The organism is Bremerella cremea, assembly GCF_039541315.1.
Lineage (GTDB): Bacteria > Planctomycetota > Planctomycetia > Pirellulales > Pirellulaceae > Bremerella > Bremerella cremea.
On sequence record NZ_BAABFZ010000003.1, the window covers coordinates 167,761 to 190,048 of the forward strand.

Annotated in this window: 24 protein-coding genes and 1 tRNA gene; 11 read left to right on the forward strand and 14 right to left on the reverse strand. The window is 54.1% G+C overall.

The window, feature by feature from the left end; all coding sequences use genetic code 11:
* Window positions 1–165 precede the first annotated feature (165 nt).
* Window positions 166–768, forward strand: coding sequence for a hypothetical protein (locus ABD890_RS02925; RefSeq protein ID WP_345085705.1), 603 nt, complete (start codon window positions 166–168; stop codon window positions 766–768).
* Between the two features lie 2 nt (window positions 769–770).
* On the opposite strand, the gene ABD890_RS02930 is transcribed toward ABD890_RS02925, so the two are convergent.
* Together ABD890_RS02930 and ABD890_RS02935 are read right to left on the reverse strand one after the other, a co-directional pair.
* On the reverse strand, window positions 771–1,079 hold the full coding sequence (locus ABD890_RS02930) for a hypothetical protein (RefSeq protein WP_345085707.1): 309 nt from the start codon (window positions 1,077–1,079) through the stop codon (window positions 771–773).
* Between the two features lie 12 nt (window positions 1,080–1,091).
* Window positions 1,092–2,102, reverse strand: coding sequence for a nucleotide-binding protein (locus ABD890_RS02935; RefSeq protein WP_345085709.1), 1,011 nt, complete (start codon window positions 2,100–2,102; stop codon window positions 1,092–1,094).
* A 399-nt stretch (window positions 2,103–2,501) separates the two neighbouring features.
* On the opposite strand from ABD890_RS02935, the gene ABD890_RS02940 reads away from it, so the two are divergent.
* Entirely contained in the window at window positions 2,502–2,684 is a 183-nt protein-coding gene (locus ABD890_RS02940; protein WP_345085711.1) for a hypothetical protein, read from the forward strand.
* Window positions 2,685–2,725: 41 nt separating this feature from the next.
* Here the strand turns inward: ABD890_RS02940 and ABD890_RS02945 are convergent, their stop codons facing one another.
* From ABD890_RS02945 to ABD890_RS02955, 3 genes are read right to left on the reverse strand one after another with little or no spacing between them, the layout of a single operon-like run.
* On the reverse strand, window positions 2,726–3,190 hold the full coding sequence (locus ABD890_RS02945) for a hypothetical protein (protein WP_345085713.1): 465 nt from the start codon (window positions 3,188–3,190) through the stop codon (window positions 2,726–2,728).
* A gap of 11 nt (window positions 3,191–3,201) precedes the next feature.
* Window positions 3,202–3,483, reverse strand: coding sequence for a type I restriction endonuclease subunit M (locus ABD890_RS02950; RefSeq protein WP_345085715.1), 282 nt, complete (start codon window positions 3,481–3,483; stop codon window positions 3,202–3,204).
* A gap of 52 nt (window positions 3,484–3,535) precedes the next feature.
* A complete protein-coding gene (locus tag ABD890_RS02955) occupies window positions 3,536–3,739 on the reverse strand; it encodes a hypothetical protein (protein ID WP_345085717.1) in 204 nt (67 codons plus the stop codon).
* A 1,310-nt stretch (window positions 3,740–5,049) separates the two neighbouring features.
* Here ABD890_RS02955 and ABD890_RS02960 point away from each other — a divergent pair.
* Window positions 5,050–6,543 (forward strand): caspase family protein, encoded by a 1,494-nt coding sequence (locus ABD890_RS02960; protein ID WP_345085719.1) that lies wholly within the window; start codon window positions 5,050–5,052, stop codon window positions 6,541–6,543.
* Window positions 6,544–7,104: 561 nt separating this feature from the next.
* Here the strand turns inward: ABD890_RS02960 and ABD890_RS02965 are convergent.
* On the reverse strand, window positions 7,105–8,025 hold the full coding sequence (locus ABD890_RS02965; protein ID WP_345090815.1) for an IS3 family transposase: 921 nt from the start codon (window positions 8,023–8,025) through the stop codon (window positions 7,105–7,107).
* Window positions 8,022–8,303, reverse strand: coding sequence for a transposase (locus ABD890_RS02970; RefSeq protein WP_345085721.1), 282 nt, complete (start codon window positions 8,301–8,303; stop codon window positions 8,022–8,024). The genes ABD890_RS02965 and ABD890_RS02970 overlap by 4 nt, the downstream gene beginning before the upstream one ends.
* An 84-nt stretch (window positions 8,304–8,387) precedes the next feature.
* On the opposite strand from ABD890_RS02970, the gene ABD890_RS02975 reads away from it, so the two are divergent.
* Window positions 8,388–8,756: a hypothetical protein gene (locus ABD890_RS02975; RefSeq protein WP_345085723.1), complete on the forward strand. Its 369-nt coding sequence runs from the start codon at window positions 8,388–8,390 to the stop codon at window positions 8,754–8,756.
* Between the two features lie 63 nt (window positions 8,757–8,819).
* On the opposite strand, the gene ABD890_RS02980 is transcribed toward ABD890_RS02975, so the two are convergent.
* From ABD890_RS02980 to ABD890_RS02990, 3 genes are all read right to left on the reverse strand, one after another.
* Entirely contained in the window at window positions 8,820–9,596 is a 777-nt protein-coding gene (locus ABD890_RS02980) for a hypothetical protein (RefSeq protein WP_345085725.1), read from the reverse strand.
* 580 nt (window positions 9,597–10,176) lie between these two features.
* On the reverse strand, window positions 10,177–11,109 hold the full coding sequence (locus ABD890_RS02985) for a tyrosine-type recombinase/integrase (protein ID WP_345085727.1): 933 nt from the start codon (window positions 11,107–11,109) through the stop codon (window positions 10,177–10,179).
* A complete protein-coding gene (locus ABD890_RS02990; protein ID WP_345085729.1) occupies window positions 11,109–11,327 on the reverse strand; it encodes a hypothetical protein in 219 nt (72 codons plus the stop codon). Before ABD890_RS02990 ends, ABD890_RS02985 begins: the two co-directional genes overlap by 1 nt.
* Before the next feature lie 130 nt (window positions 11,328–11,457).
* On the opposite strand from ABD890_RS02990, the gene ABD890_RS02995 reads away from it, so the two are divergent.
* From ABD890_RS02995 to ABD890_RS03020, 6 genes are all read left to right on the forward strand, one after another.
* Window positions 11,458–11,530: transfer RNA gene (locus ABD890_RS02995), tRNA-Arg, on the forward strand.
* A gap of 201 nt (window positions 11,531–11,731) precedes the next feature.
* Entirely contained in the window at window positions 11,732–12,436 is a 705-nt protein-coding gene (locus tag ABD890_RS03000) for a lysophospholipid acyltransferase family protein (protein WP_345085731.1), read from the forward strand.
* Window positions 12,437–12,674: 238 nt separating this feature from the next.
* Entirely contained in the window at window positions 12,675–13,007 is a 333-nt protein-coding gene (locus ABD890_RS03005) for an RNA-binding regulator (protein WP_345085733.1), read from the forward strand.
* 318 nt (window positions 13,008–13,325) lie between these two features.
* Window positions 13,326–13,538, forward strand: a complete 213-nt coding sequence (locus ABD890_RS03010) for a hypothetical protein (RefSeq protein ID WP_345085735.1) — start codon at window positions 13,326–13,328, stop codon at window positions 13,536–13,538.
* Between the two features lie 335 nt (window positions 13,539–13,873).
* Window positions 13,874–15,493: an arylsulfatase gene (locus ABD890_RS03015; protein ID WP_345085737.1), complete on the forward strand. Its 1,620-nt coding sequence runs from the start codon at window positions 13,874–13,876 to the stop codon at window positions 15,491–15,493.
* 827 nt (window positions 15,494–16,320) lie between these two features.
* Entirely contained in the window at window positions 16,321–16,974 is a 654-nt protein-coding gene (locus tag ABD890_RS03020; RefSeq protein WP_345085739.1) for a helix-turn-helix domain-containing protein, read from the forward strand.
* An 8-nt stretch (window positions 16,975–16,982) separates the two neighbouring features.
* Here the strand turns inward: ABD890_RS03020 and ABD890_RS03025 are convergent, their stop codons facing one another.
* Window positions 16,983–17,408 (reverse strand): YciI family protein, encoded by a 426-nt coding sequence (locus ABD890_RS03025; protein WP_345085741.1) that lies wholly within the window; start codon window positions 17,406–17,408, stop codon window positions 16,983–16,985.
* Between the two features lie 201 nt (window positions 17,409–17,609).
* On the opposite strand from ABD890_RS03025, the gene ABD890_RS03030 reads away from it, so the two are divergent.
* On the forward strand, window positions 17,610–17,996 hold the full coding sequence (locus ABD890_RS03030) for a VOC family protein (protein WP_345085743.1): 387 nt from the start codon (window positions 17,610–17,612) through the stop codon (window positions 17,994–17,996).
* 10 nt (window positions 17,997–18,006) lie between these two features.
* On the opposite strand, the gene ABD890_RS03035 is transcribed toward ABD890_RS03030, so the two are convergent.
* The 3 genes from ABD890_RS03035 to ABD890_RS03045 all read right to left on the reverse strand — a co-directional run bounded on the left by ABD890_RS03035 (window position 18,007) and on the right by ABD890_RS03045 (window position 22,265).
* A complete protein-coding gene (locus ABD890_RS03035) occupies window positions 18,007–19,833 on the reverse strand; it encodes an SLC13 family permease (protein ID WP_345085745.1) in 1,827 nt (608 codons plus the stop codon).
* Between the two features lie 51 nt (window positions 19,834–19,884).
* Window positions 19,885–21,450, reverse strand: a complete 1,566-nt coding sequence (locus tag ABD890_RS03040; RefSeq protein WP_345085747.1) for a mechanosensitive ion channel family protein — start codon at window positions 21,448–21,450, stop codon at window positions 19,885–19,887.
* A 200-nt stretch (window positions 21,451–21,650) separates the two neighbouring features.
* Complete coding sequence (locus ABD890_RS03045; RefSeq protein ID WP_345085749.1) at window positions 21,651–22,265, reverse strand: cob(I)yrinic acid a,c-diamide adenosyltransferase; 615 nt, start codon at window positions 22,263–22,265, stop codon at window positions 21,651–21,653.
* Between the last annotated feature and the right edge of the window lie 23 nt (window positions 22,266–22,288).

Sequence of the window (22,288 nt, forward strand, 5' to 3'; positions counted from 1 at the left end):
ATAAGAAAAGGAGACCCCGTAACCCATTGTTTTTTCGCGATGGGAAACGACATATTTTGGAGGTCGACCGACAAGATCGTGCGGTAGACCGTCAAAAAACGCTTGAGCTTTTGTCGTTGTTGTGCCAGTGTCGTGTCCGTCTAGTGACAAAACGGGAGGTACAAAATGACGGAAGAACGCCAAGTTCCAGAGCGAAACGGCAATCAGATCACCACCAAGCGGGGCTTTCCCGTCTATCGCACCAATCCGAGTATTCCCTCTTCCAACGGCATGGCGACTCGCAGTAAGCGATTCCATGTCCCCGGTGGCAAGGCCTCCATGATTGTCGATCACAGTACCGGCGAAATTGAAGGCATCGGCGGCATGGGTTTCTGGTGGGAAGAAGAGGTCGATACCACGCGTTTTGTCAAGCTGTTTCTGGATGGTATTAAACAGGCCGCCGGTCTTTCCAAGACGGGGATTCAAGTGTTTGAGCTCGTCTATCATCAGATGCGAGCGAATTCAGGCTCCGATGAAATCAAGCTGAATCTGTACGCCGCGAAAGACCATGGCTTGAGTGATCGGACCTACCAGCGTGGTGTGCGGGAACTGCTGGAAAAGCAATTCCTCTATCGCAGCCCCAGCGACGGCGTGTTCTTTGTCAACATTCGCTTTATGTTCAACGGCGATCGCCTGGCGTTCGTCAAATCCTATCATTTGAAGGATGCTTCACGCCAAGCCGAACTGCCGTTACTCGAACAGCCAAGTTTGCCAAAAGATCACGGCTAAGTTCAATCCAGATAGCCATGCTTCTTGAGCCATGGCTCCACCGCTTCTTCCAGAATCTCGGTAAGCGTGTTCGGCTCGACCTTTTCCAACTGCCGTTGCAGCGAGGCCCGCTTAAGGGATTCCGCCAAGTCTGCCCGCATCCGGGTGCTAAGAGCGACCCTGCCAACGGTTGGCGTCTTTACGGTTTTGGGAGATTCCGCGATCGCTTCTTGGGACGACGCCTTATTGCCAAAGACAAATTCCTTTTCGATTTTTGGATCGACGGAAGGGGTGGCTTTCAATCCTTCTACCAAGCTTCTACGTTCTGCCATGCCGTCCCTCCCCTAAGCCCGTTTCCGTTTGCCGGATGCCGTCGCAACGGCCTCTGGAACCAACTCACGAAACAGGGCGTCGATTTCCCTGGCGGCTTCCTTGGCCCGTGCCCCCAACATCTCTACCACCGCTCCCTGTCCGGGAGCATCCGCATAAATCTGCCGTAAAATCAAAGCCGTGTGAGCCATTGGCAGTCCCAGTGACTTGGCGGCTGCTTTCATGTCTTGCGTTAGGCGATAATTCTTTCCGACCATGCTCAGGACGATCTTCGCCTCAGGATGCCCATTTCGTATATCTTGAGCTTGCCGCAACGCTTCCGTGGCCTTGGCCAACGCCCTCACCTCCAAAATGCTGGCCTTGCAGGGAACGATGGCTTTATGTGCTCGAAGCAGAAGAGCAAGACTTGTTTCTGACTGGCTGCCGGGACCATCGGCGACGACGAAGTCGCACTCCCCATCCAAGGCTGGCAGTTCGTTAAGAATGGCGTTGGCATAATCAAAGCAGACGGTGTGAACGCCTGGTGCAGCTTCCTTGATCCATTGCATCGAGGAATGCTGCATATCGCAGTCAGCCAGAGTGACGCGATGCCCCTGTCGGTGAAGCCAGGCGGCCAGGTGAACGGAGACGGTCGATTTTCCAACGCCTCCTTTGCTATTCGCTACCGCAATGATCATGCGGGGGACGCTATCAGCATTCCATCTATCTGGCAAGCATTCTTTCCAGAAGGCTTTCCATCTGGCGTTCTGCCTGTCTTTCCGGAAATCCAGCCATCCTTCTGGACATCTTGCGGTCATGAAGGAAAGAAAGCTTTCAAGCAAGATGGAAATCTTGCCCACAAGAAAGACGTCATGCATGTAGGCATGATAGCCGTCAATCCAGCAAGCATGAATGCCAGACGGCAAGACTGAAAGATTGCTAGAAAGCCCGCAAGAAAGATGGCATGAATGAAAGCTGGAAATCATTTTCCCGGGGAAAATGATCCTATGCCGTGCATAGGGAAGAAGTCTGTAGAAAACCATCATGGCAGGGGCATCATCAATGGAAACAGGAACGCCGATTTGGTCAGGTGACTGACGCAGTGCTGGCAGGCCTGGCTTTGGGGATATGGCTGATAACTGCCAGCACGCTTAATTTCAAGAATAGATCATGGTGACTCAAGAACCGCGTCGCCATCCACCGAAGAAAGATGAAAGTGGATTCCGGTTTTCGCGATCAAGGGACTGAAAGCGAGGCAACCAATGCGCCCCTGTGACTCTTGCGATGATGAGATATATTTCAAAACACGCTATGATGGCGTGACGATTCCGATGGATCGGAATGGACAGCATTTCTGCAAAGGAAGAAGGCGGCGAAGCTCAGACCGTCGTAGCGTGCCATCCGTTTCCACGACAATGGCGACAGCAACGCCCGCTTCTATTCCCATGGCGAAAACAACGCGATACACCTCAACGCCAATGTATGGGCAGACTCCACAATTCAACCTGGAACGCCTCATCCTTGCAGGTCACATCCTGTTTCTGCTACTCGCGCTGTTCATTATTTGGCTCGCCATGCAAGCCTTTGAGTATGTCTTGGAAAGCATCAACTGGCTGTTTGGCGGGTAGTCTCCGATGCCGGGTTGCGACATCGGAGCGAAGAACTGCATCTAACCAGTTCGGCCACGGATTCTTGCCAGCACTTCTTCGGCAAAGCTGCGGGAATCGAAGTCGCCGATGCATTCCAGTCCCTGGCCGGGAATATGGCCATAGAGGCTCCAGAACTGGGCCTCGGCATCGGGAACCTGCTCGCAGAAACGCTGCTTGCCCCGACCGAATTCACGGACGCCATGAATCTCGTAATCGTCGAACGGAGTAAGCTTGGCCTGCGAATCGCTGGCGGTTTCCGCCTCGTAATGCTTGCGGGCCATGGCATACGCTGCTTCAAAATCCCGATCGTTTCGGTCTGCCCAGTGCATGAGATCGGCCAGCAGGTCGATCAAGGCATTGAGATCGTCAACGCCGGTCACACTTTGAAAAGCAACCACGGCATATTCAGCCCAGTTGGCTCGGTCTTCATTCCTGCTTTCGGAATCGGCGGAAATGTTAAACTTCGAGGGATCGACTCTGGTCATCGCTGCCTCCCTCAATAATCCGAGGGAAGCAGGATGGTCGTCACCGAGCGATCCGCTTCGGTAATGATCCAGAATCGTCGATCACCTTCGCCATAGGCAGATAGCAAGCGATTGCCAACGTCGAGGGCATCCTGGTTGACTTGTGCATCATGGAGATCGACGTTGCCCCAGTCGCCGGAAGCGTCTCGTTGCAGGCCTTCCGCGATTTCTTCAGGTGTCAGATGATCCAGGGCGTTGCTCGTTGCGAGGATCTGGCCGAGTGGAAAGAGTGCATTCATTGGAATGATAAGCATTGTTTTAGTCCTCCTGTGAGGAGCGGGCTTCCATGCCCGCCCCGGTGGTTGATTACTTCTGTTCTTTGACATCACGCAGAGTGATGCGGCCATCGAGCGGCAACGATTCGAGCTGAACGCTAAATCCCTTGCCGTCGGAATGTGCCCAGGCGGAACCGATGCGGGTCCAGATGGATTTCTTGCCCTCGCGGTCGCGGACCTGGTAGACGGCATGGCTGGGGGCCTTGCTGGTGTTGTTGGCGTTCGTATCAGACATAATCTTTCTCCTCTTGGTTTGTGTTTCGGGCCACGCCCATCGCGGCCTGATGGCCACGTTCGAAGCAGCCGGACCAGCCGGACCAGCTGGGCGCAGCGCACCGGGCAAGGGGAAAAATTGGGGGCGACCTTCAGGGGGAGCCGATTTTTCTCCCTTGCGCGGACGGCGATGGCTGCGATAAGTGCCATCCAAAGGACGACGTGGGAGTTGGCCAGCAAACGAAAAGAGGAGGGGGGCAGGTCGCGAACTGCCAGTTAGAAAGCAGTGATCCGCCAAATGCCACCTGGAGGAACGTCGCGAGGCGAACTCTTGCAAACCCGCAGCCAGCCGCACAATCGCAATTACGATTTTGCGACTTTCAGTATTTGCGACGCTCGTCTCGCAGCATCAGCGTGATGGCATATACTCTTGGACGCAAACCACCGGGGAGATGGGCAGGGTGCCCTTCGCATCGGTATGAGGACGTCGAAGCTTGATCGTTGACAGAGGAGGGCCTTGATGCTCGATTGGCTGAAGTGGCAGGAAGGATCACGGGGCGAGCATGCATCGATTCAGGAGAAAGAGGAGAGGCGGGCGGAGACAATCGTCACTGCACCTGCTAATGGCAGGCGATCGGCGTGTTGAGTTCCTCATCGTGACAGGGGTATTTGTCGTGGCCTATCTCGTTGGCAGCTGGCTTGAGAATGATGAGTTCATAACTACCGAGCATGAGTCTAAGTTGATTCAATGCATGCGGCCTCGCATCATTGAAGGGGATACGTTCGATTGCCAGGGTGTACGGATTCGACTTGCCGGAATCGATGCCCCGGAGATGCCAGGGCATTGCAGGCAGGGCAGGGATTGTACGCTGGGCGATCCAATCGCCTCGCGGGAATACCTCAGATACTTAACGCACGGCCTCACGAAGTGTGCGGCGATCTCCGTCGATCATTACGGCAGGACGATAGGCCGCTGTGAATCGGAAGGAAGGGAGCTATCCTGTGCCCTGATTGCCGGTGGCCATGCCGTGGCTCGCTATGGCAGGCTTGATTGCAACTAGCGGTCAGGATCACAATCGCAATTACGATTTTGCGACTTTCTGCCATCCCAGGACGTTTCGTCATTAAATAGCCCGTAGCATCGGTCGATGTAGCCGAAGCGAATTTCTCAACGGTTTATCGGGCGAGAGCTAATCTCTTCCGGGAGTGCTGCCAGCGTTTCACGACGTTGGAACGAGCAATCAGGGTAGGTCAGCAGTTGCTGTCCGGCGTATTTGCCGACTAAAATTGGGAATTTGTCGCGAGAGTCAAGCCGCCGGGGCCAATCAAGCAATGAAGAAGTACGCAATTATTATCGCCGTCGAACAGTACTCGGACCCGAACATCGACGACGTCGCCTACGCAAGGCGGGATGCCGTGGAGTTCTCGAACGCGCTTGAACTTCACGGCTTCGATAAGGCTGGCCAGTTGATCCTCATCGACAATCAAGCCACGAAAGGTGTAATCGAATCTCGGGTACGAAAGGTCATCAAGCGATTGCAGAAAGGAGACGTTCTCTATTTTTACTATGCCGGACACGGATTCTCTAAGGGTGCAAAGAACTTCCTGACGTGTCATGACACCTTAGACGCGGACTGGGATGGAACGAGTGTCTCACTAGCTCCAATCTTCAGCGAGATGCAAGCGTCGGACTGTGATCGAATCGCGTTCTTCCTCGACTGTTGCGAAAGTGGAATCAAAGCCACGTCTGGACTTCGTGGCATTTATGACAATCTGAAGGAACATGAACTTGAAGAATTTCTCGACGCTGCAAAACACTGTGTCTGTTTTGCAGCTTGTCGTTCTGACGAAAGCTCGTATTCAAGTATGCACCTTCAGCATGGCATTTGGACATATCACATTATAGAAGCGTTTCGAGGCGATGCTCCCTTAGCGCTCGAACGCGGCATGCTTACCGGGAACTCGCTGCAGAACTACCTAAAGGGCGAAGTGCCGCGAACTCTGAACAAGGCGTACACCACTAAACACGATCAAACACCTTGGATGTATGGTGCCTTGAGCGGTGACTTTCTCCTTGCTGATCTAAGGCCCGTTCTCGAAGAACGCCGCGAGAAGGCGAGTAAGGGTAGCAATGTCATGGCTGAGTTGCTATTTAAGATCGAGGAGTCCGAAGGGTTGAAAAGCCTGTCCGGTTGGAAGAAAAGTTACCGAGTCCCCGACGGATACAGCGACACTACTCGTTTATTCGCGGCCGGCTGTGGTTCGGATGACCTAAAAACCGACCTCGATGCAACCTATGACAAGTTAAGGAAGGCATTTGGCTTCGCACGTCGAGATCTGGATGTTTCAGAGCCAGGGGATGGTACGGGCACGATCGTCACTCCTTACTTCAATTACTCAGTCAGTCTCGAGTTGAACCCAGACGAGCTAGGCGAAGTCGTTTGGACGAAAACCGTTGATGCAATCAAGGCCCCGGACCAGATTACCTGCGCGGCATTTGCCGAAGTGTTTGACGACGTATTCGACACACTCGAATTCTCGCTTCCCAATTGGCTCGAGATCGATGACTTCATCGATGCCGTTGAGGCTGCGAAGATTCCTGATCTGACGATCACCTACGACCGCGAAGCAACGTACTGCGAACTGCAAATTACAGGAGCAGTTGGTACGATAACCCTTACTTCCCATAGCCTTTCGATTTGCCACGACCGGCCAGAGGACACTCAATTGCTTATCGAGTCGTTCGTCACTGCGCGCAAGCTGATTCAGAAACACGGAGTACCATTGATCTCGTTCACTCCTAAAAAGAAGCTCCCACCGCCTTAAACGTTGCCGCCCAAAATAAAATGCTGAAGCATCTGCATGCGTAAGAACTAGGAGCTGGGTTGGGCTCACCACACTACACGTGTTCGTTAAAATCGCTGACTAATTGTTAGTCCTTTTTCAAGCTGCAGGGGATTGGCTTCAACGATGGGGAACATGTCGGACTTTGTGGGGTGGTCGAATATTGCTTTCCGTTTTTCAGCTCTGTACGAGCATTCGAACTAGTGCCCATTGAGGCCGTTCGACGTATCGAACGCCATTACATTGTCGATAGAATGCACAAGGACGGGGTGACCGATTCACGCTGGAATATCTAATCGAGTGATCGGAGTATCCTGAGAGTAAGGGCCCGAGAGTCCTCGGTGTTGGGCAGCGTTCCATGCCGTCCACTACTGATCAAGTATAAATAAAGCGTCACGGCAACGGCATACCAGAGCTGGTCTTTGTGTTCATCATTCATGCCAGCATATTGATCAACATATTTATCGAGAAATTCTTGCAATCGCGTTACGGGATCCGGATGCGAATCACCCCCTGGCCTGCCCCAATTTTCTGTACCAAGCGTTATGAAAGAACAGACTGGGAAACAGGTAATGATTCACGAGGCTCGCTGTGCTGCTGCAGCGGAGGGAGCGGAGCGACTGGAGTGGAAGCGGCACAGCGACGCGCGAACTCCAACGGCGTCTGGTAGCCCAGGCTACTGTGGGGGCGTCGCTCGTTGAAATCCTCTCGCCAGGCACGAGCCTTGATCCTCGCGTCCGCCTCGCTCAGCAGGTCGGTCTGGTGCAGGTATTCGTCACGCAAGCGGCTGTTGAAGCTTTCGCACAAGCCGTTTTGCCAGGGTGAGCCTGGCTCGATGTAAAGTGCCTCCACGCCGATCCGGTCGAGCCATTGCTTGATCGCCGTCGAGATAAACTCGGGGCCGTTGTCGCAACGAAGCCGCTTCGGCACGCCGTACATCGCGAACAGCTCGGCCAGCGTGTCGATCGCATCTTCGCTTGTGATGCTGCGGCCAACTTTGATCGCCAGGCACTGACGTGTGTACTCGTCAACGATGTTCAAAAAGCGTATCGTCCGGCCGACGATTGTCGACGACTGGATGAAATCCCACGTCCAAACGTCGTGCATGAAACCGGCTGGCTGCACATGACATGCGTTCGTCGAGACGCCGGTGGCCCGCTTTTTCCGGCGTTTTTGTGGAACTTTCAGCCCGGCCGCTTTCCAAAGTCGGTACATCTTTTTCATGTTTAATGACTCCCCCTCGCGTCGCAACAGCTGACCGATTTGGCGATAACACCAACGAGGCCGCTCGCGAACCAACTCCAAGATTCGCTTGGTCAGGCGAGCGTCTTCGTCTTTCGGCTTTCCCTCGAATCGTTGGCCCGACCGGGGCTGATCGAGCACCCGGCAGGCCCGCCGCTCGGAGACCGAATAGTTCTCTTGAAGCTGCTTGACCGCTTCGCGCCGCGACTGAGGGGTCGTCAGTTTCCCTTGGCGATTTCCTTGAGCATCGAGATGTCCAAGGCCTGATCGGCGACGATTTTTTTCAGCCGAGCATTCTCCTCTTCGAGCGACTTCAGACGTTTCGCCTCTTCGCTCTTCATCCCGCCGTATTGCGAACGCCAACGACTGAGCGTCGCCTCGCTGATCTCCAGGCTCTGCAGCACCTCACCGACGCTCTTGCCAGAGGCCAACATGGCATCCGCGTCCCGCAACTTCTTGATAATCTGTTCGGCCGAATGCCGCCGTCGCTTCTTACTCATGAGAAATCCTTTGCCGGAATGGGCTCTGGATCTTTCATAACGGATGGATCAGGATTTGGGGAGCACTCCAGGCTAATGCGAAGAATGAATGTTGCTGCCGCTTGGCCAGTTGAAATTGAATACCCTCAAATGGCAAATGTCAGCCAAGACGACTTCGTAATGATGTGGGCAAAAGGAAAGGGTGTCGTCGGAATAGGCATCGCGGATTCCAGCCCATTTGAAATTCTCGATGCTGGATCTACTGAGCAAATCTGGGAAATCGGAATGCGAAAAGAAAAAAGGGCAAACAGTCATCACCTTGACGAATGGCGAGTTAGAATTTCACGATGGCTCTTCTGGGACGCGAATACACCCTTCAAATACAAAGGTCAACAAAGAGCGTTCGACGCAGCAAATGCGGCAGAAGTTGACAATCTATTGCGGCAAGTTACCGTGAGAATTGGTTACCAATAATCAGTTAAACATTAGGTCTCTCTGTAGGCAATTTGCGTGCACCGATCGACCATTGGCTTTACGTCACTCAAGGTTCAATTCGTCTTTATTGGCTGGCTTGGTAGTAAAGAACACTCCCTTTTTCTCTGCCTGCTCAATGATCCGCCGACGAATTGTCGGAACTAACTGTCGAACCGCAAGGGAATACTCCTCCCAGGATGAGAGGAAGCTGCCATTTAGCTCGTCACTTATCCATTTAATATTATCATTCTTAATAAGATGGCCGTACTCCTGCACGGCGTAGAGTCGAATCAGCACGACGTCTCTCTGATAGCCGTCCTTAAGTTGCTTGAATTCATCTGGCGATATTTCGTAGCGAAAATCAGCAACCTTGAGTTCAATGGACTCTAGAAGATCCTGAGTCACTGCAAGAATCAAACGATAGTTATCGACACTGCTCCCGCAATTTGAGATATACCGTCGGACTAGACATGACTGTATTAAATTGATCACGGGATTACGAGAACCCTGTAAGGCTTGGAGAAAGACCCACCTCTTGCGGGTTTTATAATAGATCGCGACGTCGTGCAGTCTCTGATCAAAATCATTCGTCTGCCAAGCGTGCTTCTCAGAATAGCGTCTCTTCTCGTGCTTTACTTTACCGTAGTAGAACACTATCCCTGACGTATCTTTAAACTCCTCAGCATGCTCGAGTTCAGACTCCTCAGCAACAAAGCTTGGCAAGTCTTTTCTGCGTAAAAATCGACAGGTGGTATGCGAGGAGCTTTTCAATAAACTATTGTGCTTCAAGCAATACCCTACAGTTGTCCCGATATCTTGATATTGCGATGGATTGAACACGCAATTATCACATGTAAATGGATTCTTCATTGCTCATGCACGGACAAAAAACTTCTGGATTTGAGATGCGCTATGCGTGATTCGATCTTTTCTCGCGACGCCCTTGAGATCAAACTTCCAATCGATTAACGCTTCTCGAGCTCGCGTTGCCAATTGGAGTGCTCGCTCCGCCTTTATTTTCTCTGCTCTCTGTGCCCCCAGCGCAGTTGTTCTCAATAACATGAGCAAATCTGCGTGCAACAATACCTCGTGTCCCTCGCTGACGATTTCGCTGCTTTCACAACGGTAGCATTGACCACTGAAGTGGCGAATAGAATCCTCCGATTCAGACACTGAAGTATACTGCGTTTTTTTTCCTCGTGCCTTCGTAATATGATCAACTGGGGAAACCGAAACATCCGGATTCGGGGGCGTGATTCCATTCGGACTGTCTTTTCGAAAATGCAATGCCATAAATGATCCAATGCTGAATCGAGGCCAGGGCCCATTTTTCGGAAGTCACTCTCACTCAAATGTCACGCATCGAGAAAGAACATGAGAATAACAGGCTAAACTATTAGGCTACATTGCGTCTATTGGCCTAACAAGCTGCCCAAAGCTGCTCAGTATACCTCTGATCCCAAGCCAAGTAGTGCTCGCGGCAAATCTCAACAGAATTTCCCATCAGCTTCGACAGCGTCTCGACGCTGATCGGCTTCCGCGTCCAATACCCGTCTAGGCACCGTTTGGCATAGGTATGCCGGAAAGAATAGACGCAGGCGTCTTTGTCGAGAGCGATTCCTTTCTTCTTCAGCTTGCGTCGAACTCGGTCGAAGGATGGCCGCAGGCCCTCTATGGTCCAGGGGTTTCCACGGGTGTTGCGAAATAATGGGCCAGTGGGATGGCGTTCGATCTGACGGCGTACGATCGCCATGACATGGGGATCGATCACGTAAATGATCCGCTTCCGGCCTGTCTTGGCTTCCTCGGCCTTGAACACCCATTCCATCTTGTCGCCGTGGTCGGTGACGTGGGCAGCCGTCAGGCTGGCGAATTCGATTCCTGGCCTGGCTCCGGTGCGGATCAGGATGCGAATGGCCTCGCCGAAGGCTTTGTTGGTGTTCGCAATCATTGCCTCCTCCTGTTCTGGCTCGATGTACGTAACGCGGCCATTTCCCTTAGGAGCCTTGAAACCCTTGATCGGGTTTCGGGGGATCATCTCCTGCTTGGCCGCGTAGTTGAACGCTCGCTTGAGGCCCTGGATGTGGGAGCGTTTGGAGCCGTTCCAGCCGGGATGGGCCTGGAGCCATTGGTCGACGTGGATTGGCTTCAGGTCTTCCACTGGCATGCCTCCGAAGCCGTCGTGGATGCGATCCTTGGGATTCCGCTTTCGCCCGTCCCGGTATTTCCCCGGAAAACCGGAACAGAAATCGAACAGGCTGGTCGAACGCATCACGAAGGTGGCTGGGGAGTCGTTCGCCTTGCAGTTGGCCAGATAGGCCTCACAGACTTCCTGAACGGTAACGCCGGTCACTAGTTGGACCATGGCCTGCTTTTCTGCTGCCAGAAAGCGGGCGTAGGCTTTTTTTTAACGACCGATTCCTTGATTTCCGGGTCTTTCAGCCGGTTCCCGTTTTCATCCGTCAGGGGAGTGAACCTGCCGCCCTCTTTTGAGTACCAACCTGTGCCGCTACGATAGAAAAATCCTTTGTTCCGACTTCCCCGTTTTCGGCCGAAGTGCTTGCGAGCCATGACGATGTTCCCGGAATGCCAGTCCAGCGAAGCCGCGACTTGCAGCCCCCGACTAGTCATTCGCAATTTAGTGCCAAGATTTGGTGCCAAGGCCCAAAAAAATGGCTAAAACACGGGGAAAACGGCACTTGCCCTCGTAGCTCAGGGGATAGAGCGACGGTTTCCTAAACCGCAGGTCGGAGGTTCGATTCCTCCCGGGGGCACTTGGCTTCGATGGGTAGAGGCGGGCGGAGCTTTTGCTGGGGTGCTGCCTTGCTGGCATCTGAGTAAATTCTTCGGACTTGTTCCCTAGAATGTGGCAACCAACCTTGCGGCTTGGTAGTAAGACACGTACGTTTCAGCTACTTGTTTCTCAGTAACCACCCCCTCTTGTTTCGATCGCGAGCATTCTCCTGAAGTTCATCTTGGCCCTTTTGAATCTGATCGCGGCATATCTCTTTGCCGCGATGCTCTGGCTGCTGTTTCGGACGCTGAAGATCACCATCCTGACGCAATCGCCAGGCACCAGTCCTTATCAACTCGATTGCCCTGACCGATTCTTGTACGCCGTCTGGCACGACTCGATGGTGTTGCCGGTCTTCGGTGGTCGCCATCGCTTTACGACCGCGCTGACCAGCTTGCATCGCGATGGCTCGTTTGTGGCGAATGTCCTGCGAAGCCGGCAGATCCGAACCGTGCGCGGGTCGACGCGACGCATCAGCATGGTTGCCATTCGCGAATTGGTCGAAACCCTGGCGGGTCGTCACCTGGTGATTACCCCGGATGGCCCACGCGGCCCGAATCGTACGATGAGTTCAGGCATTGTGTTCCTGGCGTCGCGGACGGGACGCGAGATCGTCCCCACCGGCGTCGCGTGTTCGAATTGCTGGCGTTGGAAGGGAACGTGGTCTTCGCTGCTGGTCCCCAAGCCGTTCTCGAGCATCGTCATCATGGCAGGGGAGCCGATTCCTGTGCCACCTGGCCTGAAGAAGTCGGAGCTAACTCCGTTTGTAGCCAAGATTCAGGAAGCGATGGACCAACTCGACCAGAGTGCCAAGGCATCGATCGAAGGGAGAACGCAACATGGAGACGCAGCACGAATTAACGCTCATTCTAATGGCGTTTCATGAACTACTTTGGGCTTATCTCGATTAAATGCACGATTTGCCCTATCTAGTTTGCGGGGGAAGGTGTAAATTGCTGGTGGTTGGTCAGTCGATCGTGACAAAAGCTTTCACCCCTTCTCTAAGGGTTGGTCCCCGACGCTCTTTCGCCCGTCCCACCTGGTAAGTCGATATGTCGACTACCTTCTTTTTTCTTTCGGGCGCGGCAATTGCCAGTCCCTGATGTCCTCAACCCAGGAGATGAATGTTGGGTAAGAAACTCTATTGCGGTAACCTTTCGTACGAAACCACCAGCTCGGACCTCGAACGTTTGTTCGGTAATTACGGTTCTGTGCAAGAAGCGATGGTCGTTATCGACCGCGACACCGGCCGTAGCAAAGGTTTTGGTTTCGTCGAAATGGGCAGCGATGCCGAAGCGCAAGCCGCGATCGATGGCCTCCACGAATCGATGCAGAATGGCCGTAATCTGACCGTCAACGAAGCTAAGCCTCGCGAAAATCGCAGCCACGGTGGTGGCGGTGGTGGCGGTGGCCGAGGCTACGGTGGTGGCGGTGGTGGTGGCGGTCGCCGCTATTAATCGCTTCGTCTGACTTCCCGTAAACGGGAACTCTGAGAATTATCAATAGGTGTCGCACGCAAGTGATTCACTCGCGTGCGCGCCCTATCTTTTCTTGCCATCGGAGCGCTGTGGCTAAAAACCAAAACACCGTCGAAAAACGCCGTAGAGAAGTTGAGAAGAAACGCAAAGCAGAAGAAAAGCGAAAGAAGCGGCAAGACCGCAAAATACAACCGGACGCCTGAGAAATAGTCGCCTTCATGGCTGAAGGTGGGAACGAAGACTGAAAGGAATCAGCCTCTATGTCGAATTCCGTCACTCACCTTCGAGGCCCTGATCATGCTGTCCGATCGAGAAAAATCTGTGCTGCGAACGTTCCGCAAGTTCTATATGGAACCAGGCGAGATGCTTTGCTTCAATGGCATCGATCTTGATACGAAGACGCCTGCCCTCAACAGCCTGGTCGCCAAACGGTTCTTAATCAGAGAACGATTCAACGGTGCCTTCTCGCTAACGACCACTGGATACGCCCAGATGCGTCGATCCGGTTAACACTTGATCGAGCTAGTTCTCTCGCTCTGTCGAACGGTTACCGATCTCCTACGTGATAAATATCACGCGATTCTCACTTGGCATTGTGATCTTCATGCCATTCACCAAGCTGGCTGACGAATTGTCGTCTTTCATCGACAACTTCCTGATTCAAGCCCGCTCTTGAAACCAGTAAACCATCGCGCATGTTAGAAATTGGCGAAAAACCACGCCTTCTACGAAATTTGCGTAGAAAGCCAAATCAGGCTCCTCTCTAATTCGCATTGAAGCTCATCTAAGAGGGGAACGCTCGTTCCCTGCGAATTCGCGCCCAGATAAGGAATTGGGAGACAACCATGAGATGGTTAAGATCCGTTCGTCATTCCGTTGTGGCAATCGCCGTAGCCATACTCTCCACTGGCATTTTTACCCTGCAAGTATCCGCGGAAGATACAACACGCCCCAACATTGTTCTGATTTGGGGCGATGATATAGGGCAGTCAAATGTCAGTGCCTATTCGATGGGCCTGATGGGTTACAAGACGCCCAACATCGATCGGATTGCTAAGGAAGGCATGATCTTCACCGACTACTATGCCGAGCAAAGTTGCACGGCTGGTCGGGCTTCGCTGATTACTGGTCAACATGGCTTGCGCACCGGGATGACGAAAGTCGGTCTGCCAGGAGCAACGTTGGGACTGCAGAAAGAAGACCCCACGATCGCAACCCTGCTAAAACACTATGGCTATGCGACCGCTCAGATCGGCAAAAATCACCTGGGAGATCGCAACGAGTTCCTGCCCACGGTGCATGGGTTCGACGAGTTCTACGGCAACTTGTACCACTTGAATGCCGAAGAAGAGCCAGAGCATCCTGACTATCCCAAAGACCCTGCGTTCCGTGCGAAGTTTGGTCCGCGTGGCGTTCTCGACTGCAAGGCGACCGACGTCGACGATCCAACGGTCGATCCCCGATTTGGCCGGGTTGGCAAGCAGACCATCAAAGACACCGGTCCGCTGACGCGCAAGCGAATGGAAACGATCGACGACGACATCGCTGCTCGTTCGGCAGAATACATCAAGCGTCAAGCTGCCGCAGGCAAGCCGTTCTTCCTGTGGAGCAACTTCACGCATATGCATTTCCGGACTCACACCAAGCCGGAAAGCGTCGGTCAGGCAGGCGAATGGCAAAGCAATTATCACGACACCATGATCGACCACGATAAGAACGTGGGGACGATTCTTCAAGCCATCGAAGATGCCGGCATCGCCGACAACACGTTTGTCATGTACAGCACCGACAATGGCCCGCACATGAATAGCTGGCCCGATGCCGCGATGACGCCGTTCCGCAACGAGAAGAACTCGAACTGGGAAGGGGCTTACCGCGTGCCTTGCATGGTCCGCTGGCCCGGCAAGATCAAGCCAGGCTCGGTCTCGAACGAGATCATCGGTCACCACGACTGGTTCCCAACGCTGCTGGCCATGGCCGGAGCGCCAGACGTGAAAGAGAAGCTGATGGAAGGTGCCAAGTATGGCGACATGACCTACAAGGTGCACCTCGACGGCTACAACCTCGTTCCTTATCTCACCGGCGAAACCGAAGAGAGCCCACGCAACTCGTTCATCTATTGCAACGACGACCAGCAGGTCACCGGCGTCCGGTACGACAACTGGAAGCTGGTTTTCATGGAACAGCGTGCCCCGGGGACCTTCAAGGTGTGGTCGGAACCTTTTGTCACGCTGCGTGTGCCGAAGATCTTCAACCTGCGAATCGCCCCATACGAACGTGCCGACATCACGTCGAACACGTACTACGACTGGGTCTTGGAACGTTCGTTCCTGCTCGTTCCGGCGCAAGACTATGTGGGTAAGTTCCTGGCAACGTTCGAGGAATTCCCGCAGCGTCAGAAAGCAGCCAGCTTCAACCTCGACGAGGTGATGGAGAAGCTGCAAATGAGCGTCGGCAGCAAGTAAGCTTCCGCTTCCTCTTCGATCGGATAAGTCAGGGCATATCTGCAATTACCCTGACTTTTGACAGAGTCAATCTCGACAGCGACGCATGAGAATACAGCGTACGCGGGACTCTGTAGTTGGTACGAATCGCCTGATGCGTTCGAGGCGAAATCGATCCCGTTCTGAGAACACCCTTCTACCCGGCAGGAAAAAAACTTCCCCGGCGTGTGAAGAGGCACGCCGGGGAAGTCCTTGGAGATGGCGTGCAGCAAACCGACAAAGTTTGTCACGCTTGCCCCTGCCAGCTCGTTTCCCCTGATAAAAGCCTACCGTAGCCCTGGCGGGGTACCAGGAACGCTACCAGAACGCCCAGCCGCAAGGTGGAATGAAAACATGGTCCATTACAAAAAAATTTGCGGACAAATTTTCGGATCAAAATTGTGCCTTGTTATTGTCCACCCATTTCCGATTTAACGCGTAAGCATAGGAGCCGACGGAAAACACCCGCAAAACGACTAGCATTTCAAATTGCCAATGCGCGTTTAAGGATTCCCCCTCAGGGTGTCATTGATGGCAACGAAAGACGCATTGCGAGCGGCCACGCTGCCTCAACCTCGAAATACCCTGGTTGCCCCGCGGTATGCGAGGTGATGGCCAAGAAACCAAGTCAGCGGCCGCAGATTGATCGAAGTTTATATCTAGTTGCGAGGTAACAGTTTATGTCCCCCTACTAGCAGAATGGTTCTTTTTGTATCTCTGAATATGGTAGCTGTTAGATCGTCGGAGACGACTCTGCCGTTGCTATCCCGACGATACCCCCACGACTTGAGTGTCACAACAAGCAGAAAATGAATCGCACATATCCATGTAATCGCGACTTCCTACGACAGCTACGCCTCCGCAACGGTTGGACCCAAGCCGATCTGGCGAAGCGAGCAGGCTACAGCGAACGACTGATCAGCAAGGCAGAGGCAGGCTCACCAATCGCGCTCGATACGATCGTCGACCTGGCAGATGCCTTCAGCGAAGAGGAAGAGCAGAAGATCTTCTGGGAAGATCTGGCCTGCGATCCGGTTGGATTGGCACAGCGATTTATCCACGCCGTGTACACCTATCAGCAAGACACGATCAGTCACATTCGTGACTACATTGCCGAGGATTGCGTATTTCGCGTGGCAGGTAATCCTGAAGAGATCCCGTTCGCGGGCGAGCACATCGGAATTGATGCGATGGACCGCACCTTTCGGATTTTCTTCTCAGTGCTCGAGGTCCCCAAAGGGCACGATTACACGAAGCACTATCAGTACTTTTGCCAGGGGCCCAATGCGGTCATCTGGGGTGACTCGTGGATTCATCCGATCGGTCGTCCTATGGAGACGCCCATTCGGGTATCGAACCTGCTGATGTTCAAACGAGGCAAGCTGATGCTGTGGGACGACTGTTACGACACGGCTGCCGGAGCTGCCTGTTTGCGTGACAACTCCGACCCGCCTCCCAAGTGAAGGCTCGCTTACTTGCCTTCCAGTTCTTCGCGCATTCTCCGTTCGTTTTCCAGCAACTCGCCGGTCGGATCGATTTCGGCGAAATCTTCCAATTCATAAAACGGACGGATCTCGATCACCGATTCGCCTTCCATCGGAGGAGGGCACTTTTTGACCCAAGCGATCGCGTCGGCCAGCGAGTCGACCTGCCACACCCAATAGCCAGCGACCAGTTCTTTCGTTTCTGCGAAAGGGCCATCGGTGACAATTCGCTCGTCGCCAGAAAACGTCACGCGAGCACCGGCCGAACTTGGCTTCAGGCCATCGCCAGAAAGCATGACGCCGGCGGCAACCAACTCTTCATTAAACTTGCCCATCGCTTCCAATAATTCCGTCGAAGGGAGCACGCCGGTTTCCGATTCCTTGGTGGCTTTGACGATAACCATAACTCGCATGATTCGACACCTTCTGTTGAGGTTTAAAAGTTGGTGAAAGCATTTTAACTTCACCCCTTAGTCGTGCCAGCGACACACAAATCGACAGGGTCCCCAAAAAACTTTGGAAAATCATCATGCGAGTTCGATTCCTTCCCGGACACTCGATGCGATAAACTACGAAATTCATCCCTTTCACCAGCCTGCCAAGCCGGAGCCGTCATGCCCAAACCATTCAAGCCAGAAGGCTATAACTCGCTGTCCGCTTATCTGCTGGTTCCCAGTGCCGCGCAGACGATTGCCTTCCTGAAAAAAGTGCTCGATGCAGAAGTGCTGCGGCAATTCGATGGCCCGGACGGCCGTGTGATGCACGCGGAAGTTCGCATCGACGATACCGTCTTGATGTTGGCCGAAGGAAACGAACAGTGGCCACCGATGCCAGCCAACATTCATATTTATGTTCCCGATGCGATCGAGACTTATCGCAAGGCGATCGAAGCTGGGGCCGAAGCAATCATGGAACCAGTACAGCGCAGCGAAGATGACGATCTGCGTGGGGGAGTGCGGGATTCCGGCGGAACGATGTGGTGGTTTGCCAACCAGGTATAAGCCACACCCGCTAGGCGTACCACCAAGGGATGAGCACAACGCACATCGCCATCACAATCAACGTGAAGGGAAGTCCGATCTTCATGTAGTCGCCGAAGCGATACTGACCTGGGCCCATCACTAGGGTGTTCACCGGCGAAGCGACGGGAGTCATGAACGCCGCCGAGGCCGCGATTGCCACGGTCATCACGAATGGGTAGGGGGAAACATCCAACTGCTTCGCCATGCTCATCGCGATAGGGGCCATCAAAATCGCTGTCGCCGTGTTCGAGATCACCAGGCTGAAGCCAGTCGTCAGCACAAACAGCACGGCGACCAGCACGTGCACTTCGGCTCCGTCGAGCACTCTCATCAGAAATGAAACCGCCATTTCGATGCCATGCGTCTTCTCGAGTGCGATGGCGAAGGGCATCATGCCGACAATCAAAAAGATGCTTTGCCAGCGGATCGATTTGTAAGCGGTCTCGATATCGACGCAGCGCGAAGCACCTAAAAGAAAACAAGCGATCAATGCCGCCAGCGCGTTGGGCACCCAGCCGCTGACCATCAACACGATCATTACGGCAACGCTGGCCAACGCCCATGGAGCCTGACTGATCGCTGGTGCCACGTCGTCCATTTCCACCGGCAACGACAACACCAGGAAGTCTCGCTTTTGCGATCGCAACGAATCGATCTGCTTCCACGGCCCGATCACCAGCAAGATGTCGCCAGTTCGCAGCTTCTCTTCAGCGACGTTTCCGCTAATCGCTTCGCCGCCTCGCCGGAGGCCAATCACGCTCAAGCCGTGCTCGGTGCGAAACTTTCGATCGACCAGCGATTTGCCTACCATCGCCGATTCCGGCAAGACCGCCACTTCCGCCATGCCAACATTCTGCGAGTGCTGGCTGAAGTAGGATCCCTCCAGCGGCAAGACCGACAGCCCTAGCTCTTCGACAAACTTCTGCAGGTCGTTTTCTGGGGTGACCAGATCGACGAGCAAGATATCGCCGGGCCGAATTTCCGTTTGCGAAATTGGATTCAAGAGTCGCGGCTGACCACGTCCCATCCGCTCGATACCAATCAGGTTCACGCCGTTGCGTTGGCGGAGATCGAGTTCTCCCAGCGTTCGTCCCACCAGATCGGAAGAGTAGGGGACCTGTAGGCGGAAGGCTCGCTGTTCGAGACGATACTCTTCGATAAACGAAGCGAAGGTCCGCCGACGTTTGTTCGCCCCGGCCACGGTTGTTCCAGTGGCAAGCCAGTTTTTTGCCACCAACATATACAGCGTGCCGGCGATCAGAATCGAGAGCCCCATTGGGGTGAACGAAAAGAAGCCGAAGCCTTCCACGCCTTCTGATTCGAGGGCACTATCGACGATCATATTGGGAGGCGTGGCGACCAGCGTCATCATGCCACTGATCAGGCCGGCAATGCTAAGCGGCATCATCATGCGGCCTGGGTGAATCTTCATTCGCGACGTAACGTTCAGCACGACCGGGATGAAGATCGCCACGATCCCGGTGGAACTCATCACGCTGCCCAGCAAGCCAACGCTTAGCATCAGCAGCACAATCAAGCGGGCTTCGCTGTTGCCCGCTTTCCTCGCCAGCCAGCGTCCGACTTGTAAAGCGATGCCGGTCCGAGTGATGCCTTCGCCGATGATGAATAACGCCGCGATCAGGACGACGTTCGGGTCGGAGAAGCCTGCGAAGGCCTCGTGCGGGGTAATGATCCCCAGTACAGGCATCGCCACCATGGCGCCTAGGGCCACGATATCCATCCGGGGCCAATCCAGGATGAACAAGACAATGCAGGTCACCAACAATCCAAGTACGATCGCCAAGTCTGCCGGCATTGCCTGATATCCCTTTCTGCTTTCCGACGCCTTATCGTAAGGCCGCCGCGATTAACCCTGGTCGACCGGAGGCATGATCTTGGTGTGGAAGTGCACATCCTGTTGAGGGAATGGAATCGAAATGCCTGCCTCGTCAAAGCGGCGTTTCACTTCACGGATGACCTCGGTTTTCACCTGCCACCAGTCCTCGGTACGTGCCCATGGTCGGCAGACAATATTCACCGACGATTCGCCAAGGTCGTGCGTGATGACCTGCGGCTCCGGCTTCTTGAGCACCTTCTCGTGGGCGTTCACCACATCGAGGATGATTTGTTCTGCCTGCTCGAAATCGTCATCGTAACCAATTCCGAATTCCATATCGACGCGGCGGGTATGGTTCGCGGTGATGTTCGTGATCACGTTGTTCCAGATCGAGTTGTTCGGCACATGGATCGTCTGGTTGTCGAACGTTTTGAAGGTGGTCGAAACGAGGTTCATCTGATGAATCACCCCAGTCACTCCGCCGGCAGTCACCACGTTGCCGACATCAAACGGACGATTGATCAGAATCATCAAGCCGCTGGCGAAGTTACTCAACGTACCTTGCAGTGCCAAACCCACGACCAGACCCGTCGCACCAATCGCCGCCACGATCGGCGTAATATCGATCTCGAGCGCTGTCAGTGCGATGGCGAAACCGACAATCATCACGACGTTCTTGATCGTTCTCGCAATCAAACTTTCGGCAAGCTGGCTTAGATGCAGCTTCTTGGCCAGCAACCAGTTCGTGACGAATTGCACAAATTTCGCAATCAGCCAACTGGCGATCAGAATCAGGATGAATTCGCTTACATTCCAGCCAATGCGTTGACCACCTTCCTTGGAAACGAGCCAACCGACCAGCGTCGCCCAGGTCGCGGTCACGTCCGAAGTGTCGACTTCAATCGGAGAAACTGCGCTGATGTATTTACGATACTCGGCGCCATCGCCACCCTTCAGTTCGAGCGAGGTCAGCACGATATTCAATCGGTTGATCAGCGAAGATCGTTCGTCTTGCAGCACCGTGACGTCAACGAGCAGTTGCCCTTTCGTATCGGCGACTGCCTTTTCCGCTTCGGCCGTTTTCTCGGCGGGCTTTTCTTCGGCAGCCTCATCCTCGGCTGGGGCTTCTTCCGCGACAGGCTCTTCAGCCGGCTCTTCTTTCGGTGGGTCGCCGACCTTCATTCCTTCCAGGCCCAGTTCTTTCTGAGCGGCCTCGGTAATTTGCTGCTCGGCCTTCTTGGCGTCTTCTTCCGCCTTCGCTTTCACCGCTTGAACTTGTTCGAGCGTGTTCTTGGCCGCCTCTTGATCATTGGTAGCCATCGCCTCGTTGGTCTTTTTGATCCCCAGTTGAGCGGCGGCGATCTGGCGAGATTTATTGCGAAGCAGTTCGAACCAGGCCTTCGCTTCCCCCTCCAGCTCTGACTTGGTCAGCGGCTTGACGATGATCTTCAATTGATCCGTCGGGATGTTGGGATTGATTGTCGTGACCGGGACGTACTCGGCTGGTTTCGCCGGGGCGGCTTCCTCTTGCGCCAGAATGGGGCAGATCATTACTACCCACAACAACAAACCGATGGTCAACCTAGGAAACATCATCACGTGGCCCTCGTCTTCTGAATTGCAGCGTTAACTTCATGTCGCGCGGCAAATTTCGGCGGAAATTCGCCCCGTGCATATTCATATTCCAAGGATAGGACACATCTGGCAACCCTTCGCGTGGTCAAGCCATGCCAGCATAATTCGTCCCAAATCGACGCTTTTCATGCAGAAAATAGGGACCGAAACGGTCCCGCGGCTTAGCTTTCCACCTGCGGCGAGCTACCTTTCCAGAGCGGTTCGTTCGCCGAGAGCAAGGCCGTAACCCAGCGGGTATAAGCGAACAGATAGTCGCTCAGGCGATTGGCATAAGCTAATACCCACGGCTCGATTGGGGCATGTTCGTGTCGTCGGACCAGGACACGTTCCCACCGCCGACAAACGGTTCGAGCCACATGGGCATGGGCACTCAACATGCAGTCGCCAGGGATCGTAAACCCATCGATTGCCGCGAAGCGATCCCGATAGGCATCGATCCGCTGTTCGAGGAACTTGACCCGGGCATCATTTTTGGGATCGTACTGGACAGCCTCGGCGGAGGGTGGATTGGCCGAGGCCAGCACGGCCCCCGCTTCGTACAGCGTGTTCTGGATCTTCAGAAAGACCTCGTCGGTCTCGGAAGCAATTTCGGGATGAGGGCTGGTTGGCAGCTGGGTCGCGAAGGCACGCACCACCCCAAGGTGGCTAATCAGTTCGTCCGATTCGCCATACGACTCGACTTCGAGCGAAGACTTGGAAACCTGAACGCCACCGGCCAGGGCCGTGGTGCCACCGTCGCCGGCTCGGGTATAGATTCGATGGATGTGAATCGACATGGAAATGCTCCGCGGTATAAACT